Source organism: Methylobacterium aerolatum (assembly GCF_022179085.1).
Lineage (GTDB): Bacteria > Pseudomonadota > Alphaproteobacteria > Rhizobiales > Beijerinckiaceae > Methylobacterium > Methylobacterium aerolatum.
In genome coordinates, this window is record NZ_BPQE01000031.1 from 41,344 (window position 1) to 63,846 (window position 22,503).

A 22,503-nucleotide genomic window follows, 5' to 3' on the forward strand; every position below is an offset into this window, starting at 1 on the left:
ATCTCGATGGCCCCCTTACGCGTTCACGTCGTGATTTGGCTTGGTGTCGCGCCCGTCGCGGTCGGGATGCGCGAAGGGCGTGACGTTGCTGTCCTCCGCCCGCTCCGACCGCCCGTCGCCGGAGGCGAGGCCGGTGAGCGTGGCGGGATCGATCCCGTGCATGTTGCGCACGGCGCGCTTCAGCGTCTCGTGCTGCTTCTGCAGGGAGGCGCGGGTCTCACGGGCGATGTCGAGGGCGCCCTGCGCCAGGGCACGCTCCGAGCGCTCGTTCTGCAGCTCCTCCACGAGGCGGCGGTTGGCGGCCTGCAACTCGCCCTTCTCCGCCTCGTGCCGGCGGGTCAGCTGCTCCATCCGGTCCGCGAGGGCGGTGGCGCGGGTCTGCACCTGCTCCATCGCCGCCTCCTTCGCCGCCAGCGCCTTGCCGAGCATGTCGGCGCGGCCCTCGGCCTCGGTGCGCTGGCGCTGGACGTCGACCGCGCGTTCGTTCTGACGGTGGAGCTCGCCCTGAACACCTTCGAGGCGGCGCTCCAGGGTGGTCTTCTCGATGGTCAGTTCCTTGACGGTCCGATCGACGGAGCGGCCGATCTCCTCGCGCTCCCGCAACTGGCTGCGGACCTGTGCCAGGATCTGCTCCAGCGTGCTCGCCCGGCCCGAGGCCGCGTCAAGCTTCATGGCGAGGTTCGCGCGCTCGGCGCGGTTGGCGGCGAGTTCCGCCTCGAACTGGCCCTCGCCGCGCTCGCGGTTCGCGATCTCGGTGGCGAGCTGCGTCTCGAGGTCCCGGCAGCGCTGCCGCAGGCTCTCCACCTGCTGGGTCAGCTCGCCGACCCGCGCCTCGGCCTCGGACAGCTTGACCGCCTGCTCACCCGCGAGGGCCTGGAGGCGGCGGGCATCCTGCTCGCTGAGGCTCAGCCGCTCGGCGGTGTCGGTCAGTTCCCGCTCGGCGCGGGTCATGGCTTGGTCGGCGGCCTGCGCCTCGATCCGCAGGGACTTGTTCTCGCCGGTGAGTGCCCGGACCTGCTCCGTCTCGGCGAAAAGCTGGCGTTCGAGGTTGTCCGCCGCGACGGTGCGGTCGCGGACGCGGACGCGCAACTCCTCGTTCTCGGCCTCGCGGTCGCGCAGCTGGGTCTCCAGCCGCTGCAACTCGGTGGTCGCCGCCGCGAGCTCGTTCGCGCTCGACGCCGCGCGGGTGTTCACCTCGCCGAGTTCCCGGCGCACGCTGCGGATGTATTCCTGCTCGCGGGCCAGGAGGACTTCGAGTTCGGCGATCCGGATCTTGGCCTGGGGCAGCTCGTCGGCGACGTTGGCCAGCGGTTCGAGGATCTGGGAGAAATCCGCCTGCAGGCTCTTCAGGTCGTCGAGCCGCTCCATCATCTGGCTGATGCGCACGCGCACCATCTCGTTGCGCGATCCGATGGCGTCGAAGGAGCTGAACGGCTGGGGCTGGGCCGGTTCCTCGTGGCGCGTTGGCGCGGCCGGGCGCTCGGCTGTCTCGCGCCGGGGCGCCGTCTCCTCGTCCTGCAGGGACAGCCACGACATGAGCGTGTCCTGTGGCGCCGGGGGGGCCGGCTCAGGCGCCGCCGATCCCTGCTTGAGAAGGCGCCTGATGGGCATCCACGCCATTGCCCGGTCTCCCTCGCGCTCAGCCACGGCCCGGCCAATCCTTCGTCTACAGCGCTCGAAAGAGCCTATTAACTTCCGGCCCGCAAAACCAGGGCACCGCCTGATCCGGCAACGTCGGATGCCGCCCGCAGTCGTTCCGCGAATACGGGGCGCCTCGCGGTCCCGCCACCCGTCGCACGGGGCCGTTCCACAGCGTGATCGCATCCGCGCCGGCCGACCGTGGGGTCCACGGGCGTCCCGACCCCGAAGATCTATCCCGATCCAGGGGCTTAGGGGATGTTGTAAATTTGCAACCGGGCTGAAATACCGAGTTCGACCGTTATTCGCATCCTTCGTCCCGTTATCGGGTCTGGAGGATGTCGATCGGATCGGCCTGCGTGTCGTCGAAGATGCCGCAGGTGAGGATGCCGGTCGTCCACACCGCACTGTCGAGGTTGCAGCGGTGCCCCAGGATCTCGGGCAGCGCGTCGGCCTGGGGGAAGTGCCCGTGGACGACGTAGCGTCCGAAAGCGCCGTCGTCCGGCGCGAGGGGGCGGCGCGCCCAGAGGAGCGTCAGGTCGTCCTGCTCCGCCATGCCAGGACAGGCGGGATCGACGGAGGCGTGGACGAAGACGCGCCGCTCGTCCTCGACGTAGCGCCACAGGCCCCGGCGGAGGAAATCCAGATAGAGCCGGGGGATCGCGCTCGCCGCGGCGACTCCGAAGCTGCGCAGGGTCGCCGCGCCGCCGTGGAACTCGAAGTTCCAGACCGATCCGCGATGGCCCCTCGCCGCGGAGAGCAGCATCGCGTCCTGGTGGCCGCGCAGGGCCGTGATGTCGGGGCGGTCGATCAGCAGGTCGAGCACCCGCCGCGAGTCCGGGCCGCCGTTGACGTAGTCGCCGAGGAGGACGATCCGGCTGGGCTCCTGCGACGGCGCCCGGCGCGCATACCGGTCGATCCGGTCGAGGATGAGGCGCAGCCGGTCGAAGCAGCCGTGGATGTCGCCCACCGCGAAGGTGATCATCGCATCCCGTCCAGCGGCTCCCGCATGGGAGTGCCCGCCGATTCGCGTGCCCCGCGGGCGGCGCGACCGGCCGACGCTCGGCCTCCGAGCGCTGTCCTGTCACTTTCCCGGCGAGTTTAGAAGGTGGACCGCACGCGATGTCCACATTTCGGGCCGCCCCAGGCGCCCGATGTGGTGAATTGCGCAAGGCCGCAACCATTGCCGCCTGTAGTCACCCGGCGCGTCGCCGAATGGTCCTGACATGTTCTGAGAATTAACTTCGTTGAGCGTGAAAACAGTTAATTCGACCCGAAAACAGTGAGTCCAGTTCGAATCTTTTTATTCGGGGCTTGAACGCGGCGGCGCTTTAGAGAAAATTCATCACACCGCCAACATCGAGCGCGGCCTCCCGACGGGCACCGATCGGTATGTTCGTAAGTACAAATCCCGTGAAGAAGCTGCAGCGGGATCTCGCCGACGAGATCGACGCGCGCGAGCCCGCGCCCCCGGCTGCCCTGCCGAAGACGACCATTTCCGCCCTGCTGCGAGGCATCGGCCCGTCGATCGACGAGGCGCCGCTGGCGGGCCCGCTCGCCGTGTCCCTCGCTGCGCCCCCCGCCCCGCCCACCGCTGCGGGTCGGCGCGAGGAGTGGTCCTCCCTCATCGATCGCATTCGCGAATCGGCCCGCTACGTGCGAGACGTGGAGGCGGAGGCGCGGTCCCGCGACGAGCAGATGGACGATCTGGTGCGCCGCGTGAGCGCGGACATGGCCGAGGCCGAGGCCCGCGTGCGCGAGGCGGAAGCCCGGCTCGCCGAGGTCGAGGTGCGCGCCGTGGAGCAGATCCGCGCGGCAGAGGCCCGTGCGGCCCTCGCGGAGCGGCGCGCCCGGGAAACCGAGGAGTGGCTGGTGCGCATCCAGGAGACTATCCAGACGGAGTTCTCCGGTACTGCGGGACTGGATCGGTGATGCCCCATTCCGCTCCCACTTGGCAGGCGATCGCCCCCGTCCCGCACGCGCCGCACGATCCGAGGGACGCGGCCTCCCCCCGCCCGGACCTGCGCCAGCTCCTGGCGCTGTCGCATGGGGCCGGCGACTCGATGGGCCGTGCGCCCCGCGCCGCCGAGGCACCGCAGCCCGACGGACCACCGCCGTTGCCGGAGGCCAACTGGCCGGCGGCCATCGAGATGATCCGAGATGTGGGCTCACGGATGCGGCAAGCGCGCCGCTATGCGCAGGATGTCGTCGCCCATTCGAACGACGTGGTCGAGAGCACCCTGCGGCAGCTCGAGGACACGGAGCGGCGGCTGCGCCTCACCGAGGCGGCGGCACAGGACGCCCTCCGCCGGGCCGAGCAGGCCGAGGCGGCCGCGCGCCTCGCCGACAACCGCGCCCGCCGGGCCGAGGAGGAGGCCGAGATCACGCGGATGAAGCTTGCCGAGGCCCAGACCTGGCTGAAGCGGCTCTACAGCAGCGTGCAGGTGGAGTTCCGGGAGATATCCGAGGATCGGCGCTGACGAGAAACCGGCGCTGACGAGAGACCGGTGCCGGTCTGCGGAGCGCCGCCGGCCGTCGTGGTGCGGGTAGAGGGAATCGAACCCCCACGCCTTGCGGCTGGCGATTTTGAGTCGCCCGCGTCTACCAATTCCGCCATACCCGCGCGGGCGGCGTCTTCGCACAGGTGCCCCCGCGCCGCCAAGCCCTTTGTGAGGCAGGCCGGGTCCGTCGCTGGCCTTCGCGCCGCCCCTGTGCTTGAAGGGGCGCGCTTTCCCCTCACCTTCCGAAAGATTGTCGATGCTTCGCCGGCTCTATGCCTGGATCCTCGCGCTGAGCGATCGGCCGGCCGCACCCTACGCGCTCGGCGCCGTCGCCTTCGCGGAAAGCTCGTTCTTCCCCCTCCCGCCGGATGCCATGATGGTGCCGATGGCGGTGAGCCGCCCGGACCGGGTCTGGCTCTTCGCCGCCATCGCAACGCTCTGCTCGGTGCTCGGCGGCCTCGTGGGCTACGCCATCGGGGCGCTGCTGTTCGACTCGATCGGGCAGTGGCTGATCGCCCTGTACGGGCTCCAGAACTCGTCCGAGGCCTTCCAGCGCTCCTACGCCGAGTACGGCCACTGGGTGATCCTCCTGAAGGGGCTGACGCCGATCCCCTACAAGCTCGTGACCATCACCTCCGGGTTCGCCCACTACAGCCTGTTCTGGTTCACGGTCCTGTCGGTGGTGACGCGCGGCGCGCGCTTCTTCCTCCTGGCCGCCCTGCTCAACCGCTACGGCGTGCAGATCCGCGGCGTGCTGGACCGGCACCTGAACGTCGTCGCCGCGATCTCCGTGGCGGTGATCGTCCTCGGCTTCGTGCTCTTCAAGGTGATCCTGTGACCGTGGATACGACCGCCGCCCTGCGCCTCAAGACGGCGGGCCTCTGGCTCGCCATCGCCGCCGCCCTCACGGTGGGCGCGGCCCTCGTCCTGCAATACGTCTACGGCTACGTGCCCTGTAAGCTCTGCCTCACCGAGCGCCTGCCCTACTACGCGGCCGTGCCCCTCGGGCTGATCGCCCTCGTCGCCCCCGCCTGGGCCGCGCGCCTCGCCCTCGGGCTCGCCGCCCTCGCCCTGCTCTACGGCGCTGGGGTCGGCGTCTACCACGCGGGCGCCGAGTGGGGCTTCTGGCCGGGGCCGACCGATTGCGGCGGCGGCGCGGGCGCCAACCCGGCGGCGATGGGCGACTTCCTCAACAGCCTCCAGGCGACGCGCGTGGTCGATTGCTCGACGGCGGCCCTGCGGGTCGCCGGGGTGTCGCTCGCCGGCTGGAGCGCCCTGGTCTCGTTCGGGCTCTCCTCCCTCGCCGGCACGGCCGCCCTGCGGCGGTAGGCGCCGGGGCGCCTCAGTTCCGGTCGTCGGGCAGGACCGGCAGCGGGGAAACCTCGATGCCCTCCTCGATCAGGGCACGGGCCTCGTCGAGGCTGGCCTGCCCATGGATCGAGCGGCTCTCGGCCTCGCCGTAATGAATCTTCCGCGCCTCTTCCGGGAAGCGCTCGCCGACATGCTCGGAATGAGCGGAGAGGTGGGCGTGCAGCGCCTTCACCATCTCGCGGATCTTGCGCTCAGGCTCCGAGACCATGCGGACCGGCGCCTCGGGGGCCGGTGCGTCCGGCACCGGGACCGGCGTCGTCGTCGGCGCGCGGTCCGTGCGCGCCACCCGGGGCGCCATCACCGCCTTGGCGACCTTGGCGCTGCCGCAGGCGGGGCAGGAGACGAGGCCGCGCTCGGACTGGTCGTCGTACGAGTCGGAGGAGGGAAACCAGCAATCGAAGCCGTGGCCGGCCTCGCAAACCAGGGTGTACCGGATCATTCGCGTGTCGGAGGATGGGTCAGGATCGGGCGGCGACGCGCTCGACGGTGAAGGGGCGTGCATTGCGCAGGGCGGGGATCCGCGTCCGCGCATCGGCGACGAGGGAGAGGTCGATCTCGGCCAGGATCACGCCCGGCTCGGTCCCGCCCTCGGCGAGGATACGGCCCCAGGGATCGACGATGACGGAGTGGCCGAAGGTCTCGCGGCCGTCCTCGTGCAGGCCGCCCTGCGCCGCGGAGATCATGAACGATCCCGTCTCGATCGCCCGCGCCCGCTGGAGGACGTGCCAGTGCGCCTCCCCGGTCTGCTTGGTGAAGCAAGCGGGGGCCGTCAGCACCTCCGCCCCCGCTTCGGCCAGCGCCCGGTAGAGGGCCGGGAAGCGGATGTCGTAGCAGATCGACAGGCCGAGCACGCCGAGCGGCGTCTCGGCGGCCACGGCACAGGCGCCGCCGGCATAGGTCGATGACTCGCGCCAGCTCTCGCCGCTCGGCAGATCCACGTCGAAGAGGTGGACCTTGTCGTAGGAGGCGGCGATCTCGCCCTGCGGATCGATGAGGTAGGCCCGGTTGGCGACCTTGTCGCCGACGCGGATCGCGAGGGATCCGATCTGGATGAAGGCCCCGGCCTCCCGCGCCGCCTCCCGCAGGCCCGCCAGGGTGGGGTCCGCCTCCTCGGCGGTGATCGCCTCGAACAGTCGCGTGCGCCCGCGCTCCACCAGGGAGGTCATCTCGGGCGTTTGGATGAGGCGGGCGCCGCGCGAGGCGGCCTCGCGCACACCCGCCACCGCCGCATCGCGATTGGCGGCGGGGTCGCGCCCCGACCGCATCTGCACGCAGGCGGCGATGAAAGTCTCAGGCATCCGCCGAAGCCTTCAGCAGCGGGTCGAGCTTGCCGGCCCGGTCGAGGGCGTAGAGATCGTCGCAGCCGCCCACATGCGTGGCGCCGACGAAGATCTGCGGCACGCTGGTGCGCCCGCCCGCCTTCTCGGTCATGGACGCCCGCGCGCCCTGGACGCGCTCGACGTCGATCTCCTGGAAGGCCGCCCCCTTCTGCGTCAGGAGGCTCTTGGCCGCCGCGCAATAGGGGCACCAGGAAGTGGTGTAGATCGTGACCGGCTGCATGTCGGCTTCGTCCCGCGCGTCCTCGCAGAGGCCATATAGGGGCGTCGCACGATTTGTGCCTGTGTCCGGCGAGCCACGCTCCACCGTTCGAACGGCCGCCGGATCAGGCGGCCAGCAGCTTCTCCACCTCGTTGACGAGGTCGCGCAGGTGGAAGGGCTTCGACAGAACCTTCGCGTCCTTCGGAGCCTTCGAATCGGGGTTCAGGGCCACGGCGGCGAAGCCGGTGATGAACATGACCTTGATGTCCGGGTCGAGCTCGGTGGCCCGGCGGGCGAGTTCGATCCCGTCCATCTCCGGCATCACGATGTCGGTCAGGAGCAGTTCGAAGGGCTCTTCCCTGAGGCGGTTGTACGCCGAGAGGCCGTTGTCGAACGAGAGGACGTCGTAGCCCGCGTTCTGCAGCGCCTTGGCAAGGAACCGGCGCATATCGTTGTCGTCTTCCGCCAGCAGAATTTTCATCGGACGGTTCCGAACCCTCGAATGGTAGCGTTGATCCCACAAAGGGACGACTTGGTAAATAACGGGTAACCAAAGGCGGCCCGCTCTTCGGTAACGCGCCTTTCCGACGGAGACGCGCGAAACGCGGGAGGCACAGTGGACAGAGGCGGGTGAGCGCCCCAGACTGTGTGAGAGCCGGAATACGCAAATCCGACCGGAGCGTCCACGCCGCCGATGGCCACTTCCGACATGGAATCGTCCGATCCCGCGGGTCCCGCCGCCCTGTTCGCGCCACCCTTCGCCGTGGACGAGCCGGCGGCGCAGACCTTGCCCTACGTGTTCAATACCGGCCATTCCGGCGCCGTCTACCCCGCGAGCTTCCTCGCCGCCTCCCGTCTCGACTCTCTGAGCCTGCGCCGGTCGGAGGACGCCTATGTCGACAGGCTGTTCGCCCCCGTCGTCGCGCTCGGCGCGCCCCTGCTGCGGGCGAATTTCCCCCGGGCCTACCTCGACGTGAACCGCGAGCCCTTCGAGCTCGATCCGCGCATGTTCGACGGGCGCCTGCCGCCCTACGCCAACACCCGCTCCATGCGCGTCGCCGGCGGTCTCGGCACCGTCCCGCGCGTGGTGGCGGACGGGCAGGAGATCTATCCCGGCCGGATCGCCGCCGCCGAGGCGGTGGCGCGGATCGAGGACCTGTACAAGCCCTATCACCGCGCCCTGCGCGCCCTGATCCAGCGCACCGCGCGCACCTTCGGGCACTGCTTCCTGATCGATTGCCACTCCATGCCCTCGACCAGCCTCGGCCGGGACGAGCCCAAGGCGGACGTCGTGCTCGGCGACCGCTATGGCACCGCCTGCGCGCCGGAACTCATCGACGCCTTCGAGACGCAGTTCCGGGAGAAAGGCTTTCGCGTGGTGCGCAACAAGCCCTATGCCGGCGGCTTCATTACCGAGCATTACGGCGAGCCGAATCTCGGTCGCCACGCCCTGCAGATCGAACTGAACCGCGCGCTCTACATGAATGAGACGAGCCTGGCCCTTACGGCAGACGCCGGCGATCTCGTGGTCGCGCTACGGTCGATCATCGTCGCGGTCGCGGAGGAGACGACCGGCATGCAGCCGCTCCGGATGGCCGCCGAATAGGGCGCAGCCCTGGCCCCGACGCCCGGCTTGCGAAAAAGACACGTCGCCAAGAAAAAAGGCCACTCCCGAAGGAGCGGCCCGAAGTCTAGGGAGGAAACGCCCAAGAAGGGCAACAGGACCGCGACGCCATCGCGTTCCTGCAATGCACAAAATAAAGTGCGCCGCACAAAACGCAAGGGCGAAACCGCGGGTCGAGGCCGCTTCCGGCGCATACCTCCTACAAATACCGTGCAGGCCACGCAGCCAGCGGGCGTCAGTGGCCCTCCAGCAGCTTCGCGATTTCTGCTTTCAACGGACCGGCGAGGTCCGGGCGGTCGAGGGCGTAGGCGACGTTGGCGGTGAGGAAGCCGAGCTTCGAGCCGGTGTCGTAGGTGCGGCCCTCGTACTTCATGCCGAAGAAGGCCTGCTCGCCCATCAGGTCGATCATCGCGTCGGTGAGCTGGATCTCGCCGCCCGCGCCCTTCTTGCCGTGCTCGAGGATGCCGAAGATCTCGGGCTGAAGGATGTAGCGGCCGGAGATGATGAAGTTCGACGGGGCGGTGCCCTGCTTCGGCTTCTCGACCATGCCGGTGATCTCGAAGGTCTGGCCAAAGGTCTCGCCGACGCTGACGATGCCGTACTGGTGGGTCTCCTCGGGGGCGACCTCCTCGACGGCGATCACGTTGCCGCCGTGGCGCTCGTAGGCCGAGAGCATCTGGCCCATGCAGCCGCGGCTCAGCATGTCGGGCAGGAGCACGGCGAAGGGCTCGTCCCCGACGATCTCGCGGGCGCACCACACGGCGTGGCCGAGGCCGAGCGGCGCCTGCTGCCGGGTGAAGCTGGTCTGCCCGGCCTGCGGAAGATCCTTCTTCAGGTCGTCGAAGGCCGCCTGCTTTCCGCGTTCGACCAGGGTGCGATCCAACTCGAAGTTGATGTCGAAATGGTCCTCGATGACGGCCTTGCCGCGGCCGGTCACGAAGATGAAATGCTCGATCCCGGCTTCGCGGGCTTCATCGACCACATGCTGGACGACCGGGCGATCGACCACGGTCAGCATTTCCTTCGGCACGGCCTTCGTCGCCGGAAGAAAGCGGGTGCCGAGGCCCGCAACGGGGAGGACTGCCTTGCGGATCGGTTTCATCGTGCCGGAGCCTTGAAGCAACAGGAGTTGAGGACAGAACCATGCGATGAGACAGAGCGGAGCGTCTACCGCAAGGTGCAATTCACGTTACTGACAGGCCGTTCGTAGCAAAACACCCGTCTGGCGCATTCAGCTCAGTGACGTCCGAATTCGGAAAAGAGAGGGGCACAATGGCGGTTCTGGTGACAGGCGGAGCTGGCTATATCGGCAGCCACATGGTGTTGGCACTCCTCGACGCGGGGGCCGAGGACGTCGTCGTCCTGGACGATTTGTCGACCGGCTTCGATTGGGCCGTCCCCGAGGGCGTGAAGCTCGTCGTCGGCGACGTGGCCGACCAGGATCTCGTCGCCCGCGTAGTGCGCGAGAACCGGATCGACGCGCTGGCCCACTTCGCGGCCAAGATCGTGGTGCCGGAATCGGTCTCCGACCCCCTCGGCTACTACCTCGCCAACACCGTGAAGACCCGCGCCCTCATCGAGGCCGCCGTTGGGGCGGGCGTGCGGCACGTGATCTTCTCCTCCACCGCCGCGGTCTACGGCGAGCCGGAGGTCGTGCCGGTCACCGAGACCGTGCCGTTGAACCCGATTAATCCCTACGGCCGCTCCAAGCTGATGAGCGAATGGATGATCGGCGACGCCGCTGGCCCCCTCGGCTTCTCCTACGTCATCCTGCGCTACTTCAACGTCGCCGGGGCCGATCCCAAGGGCCGCTCCGGCCAATCGAGCCCCAACGCCACGCACCTCATCAAGGTCGCGACCCAGGCGGCCCTCGGCAAGCGCGAGCGTCTCGACGTGTTCGGCACGGACTATCCGACGCCGGACGGCTCCTGTCTTCGGGACTACATCCAGGTCTCGGACCTCGCCGAGGCCCACCGCCTCGCCCTCGACCACCTGCGCGACGGCGGCGACAGCCTGATCCTGAATTGCGGCTACGGGCAGGGATATTCGGTCCTCGAGGTGGCCGAGGTCGTCAAGCGCGTCTCAGGTGTCGATTTCGAGGTGCGGATCGGGCCGCGCCGCCCCGGCGATCCGGCCCGCATCGTCGCCGCCGCCGACAAGATCCGCGACCGCCTCGGCTGGGCCCCGAAATTCGACGATCTGGACACGATCGTCACCCAGGCGCTGGCCTGGGAGGATCACCTCGCCAAGCGCAACCGCGTTTGATACGCCCCCGCCCCGTCCGCGCGTAGCCGGACCGGGGCGGGAACCGGTTGCCGACGCGGGCACGTTGCGCGAGGGACGGATCGAGATGAGCGAACCCGTTGCCCCGGCCGGGGTGGCCATCCTCGCGGCCCTGCTCGTCGGCCCCGTCCTCGCCGTCCCCGCATCCTCGGCCCCCGCCGCGAAGGCGGGGGCCGGCAGGCCAAGTCCGGCCAAGCCCGATCCCGCGATGGCCGGGTTCGTCGCGGGCCTGCGGGCCGACGCAGCGGCGCGGGGCGTGAGCGAGGCCACCTTCGACGCCGCCTTCCGCGACGTGACGGCCTCCGATCCCGCGGTGCTCGCGCGCATCCGGCGACAGGGGGAGTTCAGCCGGCCGGTCTGGGAGTACCTCGTCGGCGCCGTGACGCCCGCGCGGCTCACGCGGGGGCGGGCCCGCGCCTCCGCCCTGGCGCAGACCCTCGCCGGCATCGAGCGGCGCTACGGCGTGCCCGCCTCCGTCGTGCTGGCGATCTGGGGCATCGAATCGGATTTCGGCGCCAGCGCCGGATCGATCCCGACGATCCGCGCCCTCTCCACCCTCGCCCTCGCCCGCCATCGCGGCGACCTTTTCCGGGGCGAACTCCTCGATGCCCTGGCCATCCTTCAGCGCGGCGACATCACGCCCCGCGCGATGAGCGGAAGCTGGGCCGGGGCGATGGGGCAGGTGCAGTTCCTGCCCTCCACCTACCTCGCCCACGCCGTCGATTTCGACGGCGACGGGCACCGCGACATCTGGGGCAGCGAAGCCGATTCGCTGGCCTCCATCGCGGCCTATCTCAAGGATCTCGGCTGGGACCCCACCGTGTCGTGGGGCTACGAGGTGACCCTCCCCCAGGGTTTCGACCTCTCGGCCTACGAGGGCGACCTTGCCGGCTTCGCCGCGCGCGGCGTGCGCCGCACCGACGGCAAGGCCCTGCCCGCCGCCTCCGGGACGGGCGGACGGGCGAGCCTGTACCTGCCAGGCGGGCTCGGCGGGCCGGTCTTCCTGATCACCGGCAACTTCGAGGTGATCCGGGGCTACAACACCTCGGATTCCTACGCCCTCGCGGTGGGGCACCTCGCCGACAGGCTCGCCGGCGGCCCACCGCTGGCCGCACCGTGGCCGGTGGGCGCGGCGCACCTCGACGGAGACGGGATCAAGGCCTTGCAGCAGGGCTTGGCGCGGGCAGGCTTCTACCGCGGCGACGCGGACGGCCGGGCGGGACCGAAGCTCCGCGAGGCCGTCCGGCGCTACCAGATCGACGCGGGCCTGCCCGCCGACGGCTACGCCAGCCCGGCGCTGCTGAGCCACATCGGCTCCCGTTGAGCGGGATGGCAAACCGCTTTGGACGTCGCCCGGCCCTTCGACTATCCTAGACTCTTGCCCGACGCCGTCGAACGGGGTCGGGCGGCCGGTATCCGAAGGCGTGAGCGCATGATGTCCCCCGGATCGCCCTTCCTGTCCCTCCGGAGCGCTCTCCTCGCGGTGCTGGCGGGCATCCTGTTTGCCCCGATCCCCGCCGCGGCGCAGTGGGGCGACGGCTATGCCGATCCCCGCGGCGGCTACTACCAAGCCCCACCCCGCCGCCGGGCACGCGACGCCTACAACGGCGAGGCCCGGCCGCCGCGCTATGCGCCCCCCGCCGAGGCCCCGCGCCAGTTCTACTGGCCCTGGGAGGACCGGCCGCAGCCGGTGGCGCCGCCGCCGCAGGAGCGGGCCTATGCCCCGCGCCCGCCCCGCCCCCGCAGCTACGGCACGGCGGACGGGCAGCGCGCCCTGCCGCCCCGGCGGCGGCAGCGTCCGGCGCGTGCGCCCGAGCCCGCCAAGGCGGTCGCCGCCAAGACCGATCCGAGCGTCCAGATCGCCGTGTTCGGCGATTCCCTCGCGGACCACCTCGCCAAGGGCCTGGACGACGCCTTCGAGGACAATGCCGACGTCGCCGTCCTCGACAAGGCGAAGGGCGACAGCGGCCTCGTGCGCAAGGACGTGGTCGATTGGCCGAAGGTTGCCGACGAGTACCTCCAGGCCAACCCGAAGACCCGGTACGGTCTCGTCATGATGGGCGTGAACGACCGTCAGCCGATCCGCGACGGCGAGGCCACCGTCGAGCCGCTCACCGACCGATGGAAGGAACTCTACCGCGCCCGCGTCGAGGCCATGGTGAAGCCCTTCACCGACCGGCGGGTGCCGCTGATCTGGGTCGGGTTGCCGCCGGTCCAGAGCGAGAGCCTCGCCCGCGATCTCGCCACCCTCAACGATCTCGTCCGCGACGCGGTGGCGAAGGCGGGAGCGACCTATGTCGATATTTGGCCGGGCTTCGTGGACGACCGGGACCGGTACGCCTCCTCCGGCCCCGATCCGGAGGGCCAGATCGCCCGTCTGCGGACCTCCGACGGCATCCACTTCACCAAGGCCGGCGACCGCAAGCTCGCGCATTTCGCCGATGTCGAGCTGAAGCGCCTGATGGGTACGGCCACCCCTGCCCTCTCCGAGCAGCCGGCCGCCGCCGCCGTGGCGCCGGTCGCGCCGAAGGGAACGCCCGGCATCGGGCTCGACGGCGGCGAGGCGTCGCCCTCCGACAGCGCGGCGATCGACCGTCAGATCACAGCGATGCTGCCGAGCCTGCCGGAGCCCGCCGGGATCCCCGCCCTGCCCGTGAAGCCGGCGGCGGGTCCCGTCATCCCGCTCAGCCGGAGCGAGACCTCGCCCGGCGGCACCCTGATGACCGGCCGCCCGCAGGACGGGGATGCGATGGGGACCGTGGAGCGGACCCTGACGCGTGGCAATGCTCCGTCGCCGCAGCCCGGGCGAGCCGACGACTTCCGCTGGCCGCCGGGGTGAGGTCAGCGTCGGGGCGGCGCCCCGACGCCCCGACGAAGGGCTCGCCCCGGTGGGATCCGCGGCTCAGCGCGGCAGCACGCTCGCGCCCATCAGCGCCTCGTCGATGGCGCGGGCGGCCTGACGGCCCTCGCGGATCGCCCAGACGACCAGGGACTGGCCCCGGCGCATGTCGCCCGCCGCCCAGATCTTCGGATCGGAGGTGCGGTAGTCCTCCTCGTTGGCCGTCACGTTGCCGCGCTTGTCGACGGTGACGCCCGATTGCTCCACGAGGCCCTTCTGCATCGAGCCGGCGAAGCCGATCGCCATGAACACGAGGTCGGCCGGCAGAACGAATTCCGTGCCGGGGATCGGCTGGCGCTTGGCATCGACGCGGGCGCAGACCACGCCGGTCAGCACGCCCTTCTTGTTGCCCTCGAGGCGCAGGGTCGCCGCCTGGAACTCGCGCTCCGCCCCCTCGGCCTGGCTGGAGGAGGTGCGCATCTTGGTCGGCCAATAGGGCCACACCGTCAGCTTGTCCTCGCGCTCGGGCGGGCGCGGGCGGATGTCGAGCTGCGTCACCGACAGGGCGCCCTGGCGGAAGGCCGTGCCGACGCAGTCGGAGGCCGTATCGCCGCCGCCGATGACGACGACGTTCTTGCCGCTCGCCAGGATCGGCGCCTCGCCGTTGCCGCGCATCGGCTCCTGGCCGACCCGACGGTTGGACTGGACTAGGTAGGGCATCGCGTAATGGACGCCCTCGAACTCCTGGCCCGGCAGGTTCGGGTTGCGCGGATCCTCGGCGCCGCCGCAGAAGATCACCGCGTCGTACTCGGACTTCAGCTCCTCGACGGGCTTCGTCACGCCGATGTTCTGGTTGTAGTGGAAGACCACGCCCTCGGCTTCCATCTGCTTCACGCGCCGGTCGATGTGGCGCTTCTCCATCTTGAAGTCCGGGATGCCGTAGCGGAGGAGCCCGCCCGCCTTCGGCTCGCGCTCGAACACGTGGACCGCGTGCCCGACGCGGGCGAGCTGCTGCGCCGCCGCGAGGCCCGCCGGGCCGGAGCCGATCACCGCCACGCGCTTGCCGGTGCGAACATCCGGAATCTCGGGCTTGATCCAGCCCATGTTCCAGGCCCGGTCCGCGATAGCCTGCTCGATCGTCTTGATCGCGACCGGCTGGTTCTCGAGGTTCAGGGTGCACGCCTCCTCGCACGGGGCGGGGCAGATGCGGCCGGTGAACTCGGGGAAGTTGTTCGTCGAGTGGAGGTTGCGGGACGCTTCCTCCCAGTCCGACTGGAACACGAGATCGTTCCAGTCGGGGATCTGGTTGTGGACGGGGCAGCCGGTCGGGCCATGGCAGAACGGGATGCCGCAATCCATGCAGCGGGCTGCCTGCTTGGTCAGGTCATGCTCGTCCAGCGGGAGCGTGAACTCGCGGAAATGCCGAACGCGGTCGGCGGCGAGTTGATACTTCTGCTCCTGCCGATCGAATTCGAGAAAGCCCGTGATCTTGCCCATCGATCAACCCTTGAGGCCGTCGCGGATCGCGCGATCCGGGGCCTGTGATTAGTGCTCGCTCCGGCACGCGGCCCTTTCCGCGCGCCGGCTGATACGACCGGATCTACTCCGCCGCCACCGGCATCCGCGCCATCTCCATCTCGCGCAGCGCCCGGCGGTACTCCACCGGCATCACCTTGACGAACTTGGTGCGGTACTCCGCCCAGTTGTCGAGGATCGCCTTGGCCTTGGGGCTGCCCGTGTACTTGAGATGGTTGGTGATCAGCTGGCTGAGACGCTCCTCGTCGTGGCCCGACATGTCGGCGAGGATATCCACCCGACCCTTGGTCTCCAGGTCGCCGTCCTGGTGGAAGCGACGCATCAGGTCGTCCTCCTCCTCGACGGGTTCGAGGTCGACCATCGACAGGTTGCAGCGCTTCGAGAACGAGCCGTCCTCGTCGAGCACGTAGGCCAAGCCGCCGGACATGCCCGCCGCGAAATTGCGGCCGGTCTCGCCGATGGAGACGACCACGCCGCCGGTCATGTACTCGCAGCCGTGGTCGCCCATGCCCTCGACCACCGCGATGGCGCCCGAGTTGCGCACGGCGAAGCGCTCGCCGGCGGCGCCGCGGATGTAGCATTCGCCCGCGATGGCCCCGTAGAGCACCGTGTTCCCGGCCATGATCGTCCGCTCGGACGTCGCCTTGAGGGCGTCGCTCGGCCGGATGATCAGCTTGCCGCCGGACAGGCCCTTGCCGACATAGTCGTTGCCGTGACCCGTCAGTTCGAGGGTCACCCCCGCCGCCGCCCAGGCGCCGAAGCTCTGGCCGGCGGTGCCGGCGAGCTGCACCTTGATCGTGTCGTCGGGCAGCCCGTCATGGCCGTGCGCCTTGGCGACCTCGCCCGAGAGCATGGCGCCCGCCGCCCGGTCCGAATTGCGGATCGTGTCGGTGAGCACCACGGCCTCGCCGCTGGCGATGGCGTTCCGCGCACCCTCGATCAGCCGCCGGTCGAGCACGTGCTCGATCGGGTGATGCTGGGTTTCGACATGGCGAATTGCCATCTCGGGACCGACATCCGGACGGTGGAACAGCTTGGTGAAGTCGAGGCCCTTCGCCTTCCAGTGAGAGATGGCCGCGACCTTGTCGAGGATGTCCGACCGGCCCACCACCTCCTCCAGCTTCGTGAAGCCCAGGGAGGCCAGGATCTCCCGGACCTCCTCCGCCACGAAGAAGAAGTAGTTCACCACGTGCTCGGGCGTGCCCTTGAAGCGCTTGCGCAGGACGGGGTCCTGCGTCGCCACGCCCACCGGACAGGTGTTGAGGTGGCACTTGCGCATCATGATGCAGCCGGCCGCGATGAGGGGCGCCGTCGAGAAGCCCATCTGATCGGCGCCGAGCAGGGCCGCAACGATCACGTCCCGCCCGGTGCGCAGGCCGCCATCCGCCTGCAGGGCGACGCGCCCGCGCAGGCCGTTGAGCACCAGCGTCTGCTGGGTCTCGGCCAGTCCGGTCTCCCACGGACCGCCCGCGTGCTTCAGCGAGGTGAGGGGCGCCGCGCCCGTGCCCCCGTCGAAGCCCGAGATGGTGATGTGGTCGGCCCGCGCCTTGGCGACGCCCGCCGCCACGGTGCCCACGCCGACCTCGGAGACGAGCTTCACCGATACGTCCGCCGACGGGTTCACGTTCTTCAGGTCGAAGATCAGCTGGGCCAGATCCTCGATCGAGTAGATGTCGTGGTGCGGCGGCGGCGAGATCAGGCCGACGCCCGGCGTGGCGTAGCGGACCTTGGCGATCTTGGCGTCCACCTTGTGGCCGGGCAGCTGGCCGCCCTCGCCGGGCTTGGCACCCTGGGCGACCTTGATCTGCATCATGTCGGAGTTGACGAGGTATTCCGTCGTCACGCCGAACCGGCCCGAGGCCACCTGCTTGATGGCCGAGCGCCGCGAGCGCCCGTCCGGCAGGGGCTTGAACCGCTCGACCTCCTCGCCGCCTTCGCCCGAGTTCGACCGGCCGCCGAAGGAGTTGAGGGCGATAGCCAGCGTCTCGTGGGCCTCCTTGGAGATGGAGCCGTAGGACATGGCGCCTGTCGCGAACCGCTTCACGATCTCGGCGGCCGGTTCGACGGCATCGAGCGGCACCGGCGCCCGGCCGAGCTCGTCGGCGGACTTGATGCGGAACAGGCCGCGCAAAGTCTTGAGCTGGTTCTCCTGCTGGTTCACCAGCTTGGCGTATTCCCGGTAGCGCTCGGGCACGTTGAGGCGCACCGCGTGCTGGAGCGTCGCCACCGTGTCCGGGGTCCAGGTGTGGGCCTCGCCGCGCAGGCGGTAGGCGTACTCGCCGCCGACATCCAGCGCGTTCCGGTAGACCGGGGCGTCGCCGAAGGCGTCGCGGTGGCGGCGCACCGTCTCCTCCGCGACCTCGGCCATACCGACGCCCTCGATGGTCGTCGCCGTGCCGAAGAAGTCGCGGGCGACGAAGGCCGAGTTGAGCCCCACCGCATCGAAGATCTGCGCGCCGCAATAGGACTGGTAGGTCGAGATGCCCATCTTGGACATGACCTTCAGCAAGCCCTTATCGATGGCCTTGATGTAGCGGTAGATGATCTCGTCGTCCGTGAGGTCCGGCGGGAACTCGTCCTTCATCTCGAGAAGGGTCTCGAAGGCGAGGTACGGGTTGATCGCCTCGGCGCCGTAGCCCGCGAGGCAGGCGAAGTGGTGCACTTCGCGCGGCTCGCCCGATTCGACCACGAGGCCAACCGAGGTGCGCAGCCCCTTGCGGATCAGGTAGTTGTGCACGGCCGCCGTCGCGAGCAGCGCCGGGATCGGGATGCGATCCGGCCCCACCGCCCGGTCGGTGAGCACGATGATGTTGTAGCCGCCGCGCACCGCCGCCTCGGCGCGGTCGCACAGGCGGTCGAGCGCGCCTTCCATGGCCGCCGCGCCGTTCTCGGCGGGGTAGGTCATGTCGAGGGTCTTGGTATCGAACCGGTCCTCGAAATGGCCGATGGAGCGGATCTTCTCCAGGTCGCCGTTCGTCAGGATCGGCTGGCGGACTTCCAGCCGCTTGCGGCGGGAGGCCCCCTCCATGTCGAGCAGGTTCGGCCGCGGCCCGATGAACGAGACGAGGCTCATCACGGCCTCCTCGCGGATCGGGTCGATCGGAGGGTTCGTCACCTGCGCGAAGTTCTGCTTGAAGTAGGTGTAGAGCAGCTTCGACTTCTCGGAGAGGGCCGAGAGCGGGGTATCCGTCCCCATCGAGCCGACCGCCTCCTGGCCGGTCACGGCCATGGGCTGCATCAGGAGCTTCAGGTCCTCCTGGGTGTAGCCGAAGGCCTGCTGCCGATCGAGCAGGTTCACGTCGCCCCGCGATTCGCGCGGCTGCACCGGGCGCAGATCCTCCAGCACGATCTGGGTGTTCTTCACCCAGTCGGCGTAAGGGTGCGCCTTGGCGAGCTCGCCCTTGATCTCCTCGTCGGAGACGATGCGGCCCTTCTGCAGGTCGATGAGCAGCATCCGGCCCGGTTGCAGGCGCCAGGATTCCACGATCTTCTCGTCCGGGATCGGCAGGGTGCCGGCCTCGGAGGCGAGCACCACCATCCCATCGTCGGTGACGATGTAGCGGGCCGGGCGCAGGCCGTTGCGGTCGAGCGTGGCGCCGATCTGGCGGCCGTCGGTGAAGGCCACGGCGGCGGGGCCGTCCCACGGCTCCATCAGGGCGGCGTGGTACTCGTAGAACGCGCGCCGCTCGTCGCTCATCAGCGGGTTGCCCGCCCAGGCCTCCGGAATGAGCATCATCATCGCATGGGCGAGCGGGTAGCCGCCCTGCACGAGAAACTCGAGGGCGTTGTCGAAGCACGCGGTATCGGACTGGCCCTCGTAGGAAATCGGCCAGAGCTTCGAGATGTCGTTGCCGAACAACTCCGAATCGACGCTCGCCTGCCGGGCGGCCATCCAGTTCACGTTGCCGCGCAGGGTGTTGATCTCGCCGTTATGCGCGACCATCCGGTACGGGTGCGACAGGCGCCAGGTCGGGAAGGTGTTGGTGGCGAAGCGCTGGTGGACCAGCGCCAGGGCCGACACGAACCGCTCGTCCTTGAGGTCGAGGAAGTAGTTTCCGAGCTGAGTGACCAGCACCATGCCCTTGTAGACGATGGTCCGGGTCGAGACGGAGACCGGATAGAACTCCTTCATCCGGGAATCGTCGTGGCCGTAGATGGTGTTCGAGATCGCCTTGCGGGCGACGTAGATGCGCCGCTCGAAGGCGTCCTGGTCGGTCACCGAGCCGGGGCGGCCGATGAAGACCTGACGGTGGCACGGCTCGGTGGCGAGCACCGCCTTGCCGAGGTCGGAGGAATCGACCGGCACGTCGCGCCAGCCGAGGAGCGGCAGGCCCTCGGCGGCGAGCGTCGAGGCGATGATCCCCTCGATGACGCGGCGCGGCTGCTCGGCCTTCGGCAGGAAGAGCTGGGCGATGGCGTAGTGCCCCGCCGGCGGCAGCTCGAAGCCGAGGCGCGAGCACTCTTCCGCGAAGAAGGCGTGCGGAATCTGGGTGAGGATGCCGCAGCCGTCGCCCATCTTCGGGTCGGCGCCGACGGCGCCCCGGTGGTCGAGGTTCTCCAGGATCTTCAGGCCCTGCGCGACGATGGCGTGACTGCGCCGGTCGTGCATGTCGGCGATGAAACCAACGCCGCAGGCGTCGCGTTCATGGGCAGGGTCGTACGCGCCCTGGGCTTTGGGCAGCGCGGGGTCGCGCACGATCAGCGGCATCTTGGCGCCGCGGGGAGCGTTCGTCTCTGGGGCGTGTCCGCGCTCAGACATGCTCTCTCTCGTCCCTTCCCTCGTCGCAAACGCCGCGCCGGATCTCTCCGGTCTCCGCGAGCAGGTTTCATGCCTCGGTGCCGCCTCCCAACGGGCGGCGGCGCAAAAGACGCAGGAGGCCGCCCCGTGAGGCGGTGCCCGGAGGCCCGCTCGCACGAAGGGCGGCGCGGTCTCTTCTGCCAACTCCTGCGCCCGCGCGCGACGCGCAATCGAGGCGAATGGGACAGACGTACTGTCCTAAATCGCGAAGTTGGCAGATTGAAATGGTTTCAGCAAGGGGAACGAGGCGCCCGCTGCCCCCTCGTGGCCATTCGTCCTACGCGACCGATGGTTGTCTCCCGCAATCTCGCCCGAATCCGGGGGTCTAAGGCGGCGAGCCGAGCACAAGCGGCATGCGGGGCAACGACCTCGCCGGCATGGCCGACCACCGGGGTTCCGGAGGTCGGCCATGCCGGAACCGGACTACCCGGCCGGGTCTCCAGAAACGGGAACAAAAGTGTGATGAGCGAGAGCCCCAAGGCATCCCCGCGCAGGTCGGTGACCGCGACGCGTGCCCTCTCGGTGATTCTGCTGTCCGCGGGCGCGGCCCTGTGCTGCACCGTGCCGACCGCCGCCCAGAATTTCGGCGCGACCTTCTTCGACGACGACATTCTGCCGCCCCGGGTGATCGCGTGGCGCCTCGCCGACCGGGGCTTCACCAACGTGTCCCGGCCGCGCTTCGACGGCCGGGTCTACGTGGTGGATGCCGTGGGCCCGGCGGGCCTGCCCGTGCGCCTGATCCTCGATCCGGCGAGCGGCGCGATCATCGACCGTCAGCGGCCGGTCGGCGCCGAGACCTACGCCCGCCTGGAGCGCCCGCCCGTCCGTTCCATGCCGGGTTACGGCTGGACCGAGGACGACGTGGCGGGCGCCCGCCCGGCGCCGCAGCCGCTGCCGCCTGAATCAATCCCGGGTGCCCGGGCGTCCCGCCCCCTGCCCCGGGAGGCCGCGCGTCCCGCAGACCCCAATCCCCTCGGCCTCAATCCGGACGGGCATCACCGGGCGGAGCCGCCGCGCAAGGTGGCCCGGACCGCTCCGGCCGCCCAGCCCGAGAAGCCGTCCCTGTCGCGGGTGAGCCCGCTTGCGCCCACGCCGAAGGCCGCGCCGGAGGCGGCTCGGCCGGAGTCTCCCCCGCCCCCCGCCGCCGCCAGGACGGAGCCCGCCCCCGAGGCGGCACCTCCGGCGAAGGAGACGGCGGCTCCGGCGGAGAAGCCCGTCGCCCAGGCCGCCTCGAAGCCCGAATGGCGGGATCCGCCGGAGGGCAAGCGTCCCGTGCGGGTCATCGGCGGCGCGACGATCGTTCCCGGAACCGGCGACAAGGCCGGCGAGGCGGCTCAGTCCTCGCAGTAGCCCTCAGGCGACAAGCCGCTCGCCGCCCGTGAAGACGGTGAGCGTGTCCGCCCGGGCGATGGCGCACAGGGTCAGTCCGTGGGTCGCTGCGCGCTCCAGGGCGAGCGAGGTCGGTGCCGAGATCGCGACGATGGCGCCCGCCCCCAGCCGCGCGGCCTTTTCCACCATCTCGAACGAGCAGCGGCTGGTGATGACGAGGAAGCCGGAGGCCGGGTCGGTCCCCGCCCGCATCAGTGCGCCGATCAGCTTGTCGAGGGCGTTGTGGCGCCCGACATCCTCGCGCACGGCGACCAGGGTGCCGTCGGCCGCCGCCCAGGCGGCGGCGTGGACCGCGCGGGTCTCGGCGCCCAAGGTCTGAGCCCGTTCCAGCGCGCCGAGGGCGGCCGCCACGGCCTTCGCGGACAGGCGGAGGTCCGGTGCCGCGCGCAGGCCCGCCATCGGCAGGCTCGCCAGGTCCTCGATGCCGCAGACCCCGCAGCCGGTGCGACCGCTGATCGCGCGCTTGCGCGCGAGATGCTCCCGCAGGCGGCCCGGCACGAGATCGACCAGCAGCCGCAGGCCCCCGGGCGCGGCCTCCACCGCGACCGACCGGATCTCGGCGGCGGAGTCGACGATGCCCTCTGTGAGGCTGAAGCCGTAGGCGAAATCCTCAAGGTCGCCGGGGGTGGTCATCATGACCGCATGCGGCACGCTGCCGTAGACGACGTTGACCGGCGCCTCCACGGCCAGCGCCCGTGTGCCCTCGACGCCGCGGCCCGTCTCATAATCGACGACAGTCATCCCGACTGCGATCGCGCGCAGGGGAAACCGGGGAGGCGTATCCGTCATCGTCATGGCCCGTCGCAAGCATCGGTTTCGGCGCGGAGTAGTACATATTTCCGGCCGCGGAAGGCGCGGGATAGCCTTTCATGCGACGCTTGGGAGGTTGCACGTGGCACGTCCTTGTGATCTGAAGCCACTCGCGGAAGCCTGATCGGTGACAGACCGAGGCGTCCGTCAGGACAGTGACGCCCCCGCACAATCA

General features: G+C 70.0%; 19 protein-coding genes and 1 tRNA gene. 9 read left to right on the top strand and 11 right to left on the bottom strand.

Annotation, left to right across the window (positions count from 1 at the left end):
• Positions 1 to 15: 15 nt before the first annotated feature.
• A complete protein-coding gene (locus MFF06_RS19135; RefSeq protein ID WP_238206927.1) occupies positions 16 to 1,536 on the bottom strand; it encodes a chromosome partitioning protein ParA in 1,521 nt (506 codons plus the stop codon).
• Positions 1,537 to 1,960: 424 nt separating this feature from the next.
• Positions 1,961 to 2,623, bottom strand: coding sequence for a metallophosphoesterase (locus MFF06_RS19140; RefSeq protein WP_238206929.1), 663 nt, complete (start codon positions 2,621 to 2,623; stop codon positions 1,961 to 1,963).
• A gap of 428 nt (positions 2,624 to 3,051) precedes the next feature.
• Here MFF06_RS19140 and MFF06_RS19145 point away from each other — a divergent pair, with 428 nt between their 5' ends.
• Positions 3,052 to 3,570 carry a hypothetical protein gene (locus MFF06_RS19145; RefSeq protein WP_238206931.1) on the top strand — a complete coding sequence of 173 codons (519 nt, stop codon included), beginning with the start codon at positions 3,052 to 3,054 and terminating at the stop codon, positions 3,568 to 3,570.
• Complete coding sequence (locus MFF06_RS19150) at positions 3,570 to 4,118, top strand: hypothetical protein (RefSeq protein ID WP_238206932.1); 549 nt, start codon at positions 3,570 to 3,572, stop codon at positions 4,116 to 4,118. The genes MFF06_RS19145 and MFF06_RS19150 overlap by 1 nt, the downstream gene beginning before the upstream one ends.
• Before the next feature lie 58 nt (positions 4,119 to 4,176).
• On the opposite strand, the gene MFF06_RS19155 is transcribed toward MFF06_RS19150, so the two are convergent.
• Positions 4,177 to 4,261: transfer RNA gene (locus MFF06_RS19155), tRNA-Leu, on the bottom strand.
• A 134-nt stretch (positions 4,262 to 4,395) separates the two neighbouring features.
• Here MFF06_RS19155 and MFF06_RS19160 point away from each other — a divergent pair.
• The gene (locus MFF06_RS19160; RefSeq protein WP_238206936.1) at positions 4,396 to 4,977 is read left to right on the top strand and encodes a YqaA family protein; all 582 of its coding nucleotides are present in this window, start codon (positions 4,396 to 4,398) and stop codon (positions 4,975 to 4,977) included.
• A gap of 2 nt (positions 4,978 to 4,979) precedes the next feature.
• Positions 4,980 to 5,468 (top strand): disulfide bond formation protein B, encoded by a 489-nt coding sequence (locus MFF06_RS19165; protein WP_238206939.1) that lies wholly within the window; start codon positions 4,980 to 4,982, stop codon positions 5,466 to 5,468.
• Between the two features lie 13 nt (positions 5,469 to 5,481).
• Here the strand turns inward: MFF06_RS19165 and MFF06_RS19170 are convergent, their stop codons facing one another.
• The 4 genes from MFF06_RS19170 to cpdR form a co-directional block, all read right to left on the bottom strand.
• Positions 5,482 to 5,949, bottom strand: coding sequence for a DUF1178 family protein (locus tag MFF06_RS19170; RefSeq protein ID WP_238206941.1), 468 nt, complete (start codon positions 5,947 to 5,949; stop codon positions 5,482 to 5,484).
• Positions 5,950 to 5,968: 19 nt separating this feature from the next.
• Positions 5,969 to 6,808: a carbon-nitrogen hydrolase family protein gene (locus MFF06_RS19175; RefSeq protein ID WP_238206943.1), complete on the bottom strand. Its 840-nt coding sequence runs from the start codon at positions 6,806 to 6,808 to the stop codon at positions 5,969 to 5,971.
• Positions 6,801 to 7,070 (bottom strand): glutaredoxin 3, encoded by a 270-nt coding sequence (gene grxC, locus MFF06_RS19180; protein WP_238206944.1) that lies wholly within the window; start codon positions 7,068 to 7,070, stop codon positions 6,801 to 6,803. The genes MFF06_RS19175 and grxC overlap by 8 nt, the downstream gene beginning before the upstream one ends.
• A 103-nt stretch (positions 7,071 to 7,173) precedes the next feature.
• Positions 7,174 to 7,530, bottom strand: a complete 357-nt coding sequence (gene cpdR, locus MFF06_RS19185) for a cell cycle two-component system response regulator CpdR (protein ID WP_003603128.1) — start codon at positions 7,528 to 7,530, stop codon at positions 7,174 to 7,176.
• Positions 7,531 to 7,758: 228 nt separating this feature from the next.
• Between cpdR and MFF06_RS19190 the strand changes: the two genes are divergently transcribed.
• Positions 7,759 to 8,655 (top strand): N-formylglutamate amidohydrolase, encoded by an 897-nt coding sequence (locus MFF06_RS19190; RefSeq protein WP_238207160.1) that lies wholly within the window; start codon positions 7,759 to 7,761, stop codon positions 8,653 to 8,655.
• 253 nt (positions 8,656 to 8,908) lie between these two features.
• Here the strand turns inward: MFF06_RS19190 and MFF06_RS19195 are convergent, their stop codons facing one another.
• On the bottom strand, positions 8,909 to 9,775 hold the full coding sequence (locus MFF06_RS19195) for a UTP--glucose-1-phosphate uridylyltransferase (protein WP_238206946.1): 867 nt from the start codon (positions 9,773 to 9,775) through the stop codon (positions 8,909 to 8,911).
• A 170-nt stretch (positions 9,776 to 9,945) separates the two neighbouring features.
• On the opposite strand from MFF06_RS19195, the gene galE reads away from it, so the two are divergent.
• The 3 genes from galE (at position 9,946) to MFF06_RS19210 (ending at position 13,795) form a co-directional block, all read left to right on the top strand.
• Positions 9,946 to 10,938, top strand: a complete 993-nt coding sequence (gene galE, locus MFF06_RS19200) for a UDP-glucose 4-epimerase GalE (protein ID WP_238206948.1) — start codon at positions 9,946 to 9,948, stop codon at positions 10,936 to 10,938.
• An 85-nt stretch (positions 10,939 to 11,023) separates the two neighbouring features.
• Complete coding sequence (locus MFF06_RS19205; RefSeq protein WP_238206950.1) at positions 11,024 to 12,280, top strand: lytic murein transglycosylase; 1,257 nt, start codon at positions 11,024 to 11,026, stop codon at positions 12,278 to 12,280.
• Positions 12,281 to 12,388: 108 nt separating this feature from the next.
• Positions 12,389 to 13,795: an SGNH/GDSL hydrolase family protein gene (locus MFF06_RS19210; RefSeq protein WP_238206952.1), complete on the top strand. Its 1,407-nt coding sequence runs from the start codon at positions 12,389 to 12,391 to the stop codon at positions 13,793 to 13,795.
• A gap of 63 nt (positions 13,796 to 13,858) precedes the next feature.
• Here the strand turns inward: MFF06_RS19210 and MFF06_RS19215 are convergent, their stop codons facing one another.
• Positions 13,859 to 15,292, bottom strand: a complete 1,434-nt coding sequence (locus MFF06_RS19215; RefSeq protein ID WP_238206954.1) for a glutamate synthase subunit beta — start codon at positions 15,290 to 15,292, stop codon at positions 13,859 to 13,861.
• Between the two features lie 103 nt (positions 15,293 to 15,395).
• On the bottom strand, positions 15,396 to 20,090 hold the full coding sequence (gltB, locus tag MFF06_RS19220; RefSeq protein WP_238206956.1) for a glutamate synthase large subunit: 4,695 nt from the start codon (positions 20,088 to 20,090) through the stop codon (positions 15,396 to 15,398).
• Between the two features lie 501 nt (positions 20,091 to 20,591).
• Here gltB and MFF06_RS19225 point away from each other — a divergent pair.
• A complete protein-coding gene (locus tag MFF06_RS19225) occupies positions 20,592 to 21,479 on the top strand; it encodes a hypothetical protein (protein WP_238206957.1) in 888 nt (295 codons plus the stop codon).
• 3 nt (positions 21,480 to 21,482) lie between these two features.
• Here the strand turns inward: MFF06_RS19225 and fdhD are convergent, their stop codons facing one another.
• Positions 21,483 to 22,259, bottom strand: coding sequence for a formate dehydrogenase accessory sulfurtransferase FdhD (gene fdhD, locus MFF06_RS19230; protein WP_238206958.1), 777 nt, complete (start codon positions 22,257 to 22,259; stop codon positions 21,483 to 21,485).
• Between the last annotated feature and the right edge of the window lie 244 nt (positions 22,260 to 22,503).

Excerpts from the sequence above, each read along its gene's own strand:
- cpdR (WP_003603128.1), bottom strand. The coding sequence starts at position 7,530 with ATGAAAATTCTGCTGGCGGAAGACGACAACGATATGCGCCGGTTCCTT.
- gltB (WP_238206956.1), bottom strand. The coding sequence starts at position 20,090 with ATGTCTGAGCGCGGACACGCCCCAGAGACGAACGCTCCCCGCGGCGCC.
- galE (WP_238206948.1), top strand. The coding sequence starts at position 9,946 with ATGGCGGTTCTGGTGACAGGCGGAGCTGGCTATATCGGCAGCCACATG.
- grxC (WP_238206944.1), bottom strand. The coding sequence starts at position 7,070 with ATGCAGCCGGTCACGATCTACACCACTTCCTGGTGCCCCTATTGCGCG.
- MFF06_RS19160 (WP_238206936.1), top strand. The coding sequence starts at position 4,396 with ATGCTTCGCCGGCTCTATGCCTGGATCCTCGCGCTGAGCGATCGGCCG.
- MFF06_RS19150 (WP_238206932.1), top strand. The coding sequence starts at position 3,570 with ATGCCCCATTCCGCTCCCACTTGGCAGGCGATCGCCCCCGTCCCGCAC.
- MFF06_RS19195 (WP_238206946.1), bottom strand. The coding sequence starts at position 9,775 with ATGAAACCGATCCGCAAGGCAGTCCTCCCCGTTGCGGGCCTCGGCACC.
- MFF06_RS19215 (WP_238206954.1), bottom strand. The coding sequence starts at position 15,292 with ATGGGCAAGATCACGGGCTTTCTCGAATTCGATCGGCAGGAGCAGAAG.
- MFF06_RS19175 (WP_238206943.1), bottom strand. The coding sequence starts at position 6,808 with ATGCCTGAGACTTTCATCGCCGCCTGCGTGCAGATGCGGTCGGGGCGC.
- MFF06_RS19170 (WP_238206941.1), bottom strand. The coding sequence starts at position 5,949 with ATGATCCGGTACACCCTGGTTTGCGAGGCCGGCCACGGCTTCGATTGC.
- MFF06_RS19135 (WP_238206927.1), bottom strand. The coding sequence starts at position 1,536 with ATGTCGTGGCTGTCCCTGCAGGACGAGGAGACGGCGCCCCGGCGCGAG.
- MFF06_RS19210 (WP_238206952.1), top strand. The coding sequence starts at position 12,389 with ATGATGTCCCCCGGATCGCCCTTCCTGTCCCTCCGGAGCGCTCTCCTC.
- MFF06_RS19205 (WP_238206950.1), top strand. The coding sequence starts at position 11,024 with ATGAGCGAACCCGTTGCCCCGGCCGGGGTGGCCATCCTCGCGGCCCTG.
- MFF06_RS19225 (WP_238206957.1), top strand. The coding sequence starts at position 20,592 with ATGAGCGAGAGCCCCAAGGCATCCCCGCGCAGGTCGGTGACCGCGACG.
- MFF06_RS19190 (WP_238207160.1), top strand. The coding sequence starts at position 7,759 with ATGGAATCGTCCGATCCCGCGGGTCCCGCCGCCCTGTTCGCGCCACCC.
- MFF06_RS19140 (WP_238206929.1), bottom strand. The coding sequence starts at position 2,623 with ATGATCACCTTCGCGGTGGGCGACATCCACGGCTGCTTCGACCGGCTG.
- fdhD (WP_238206958.1), bottom strand. The coding sequence starts at position 22,259 with ATGACTGTCGTCGATTATGAGACGGGCCGCGGCGTCGAGGGCACACGG.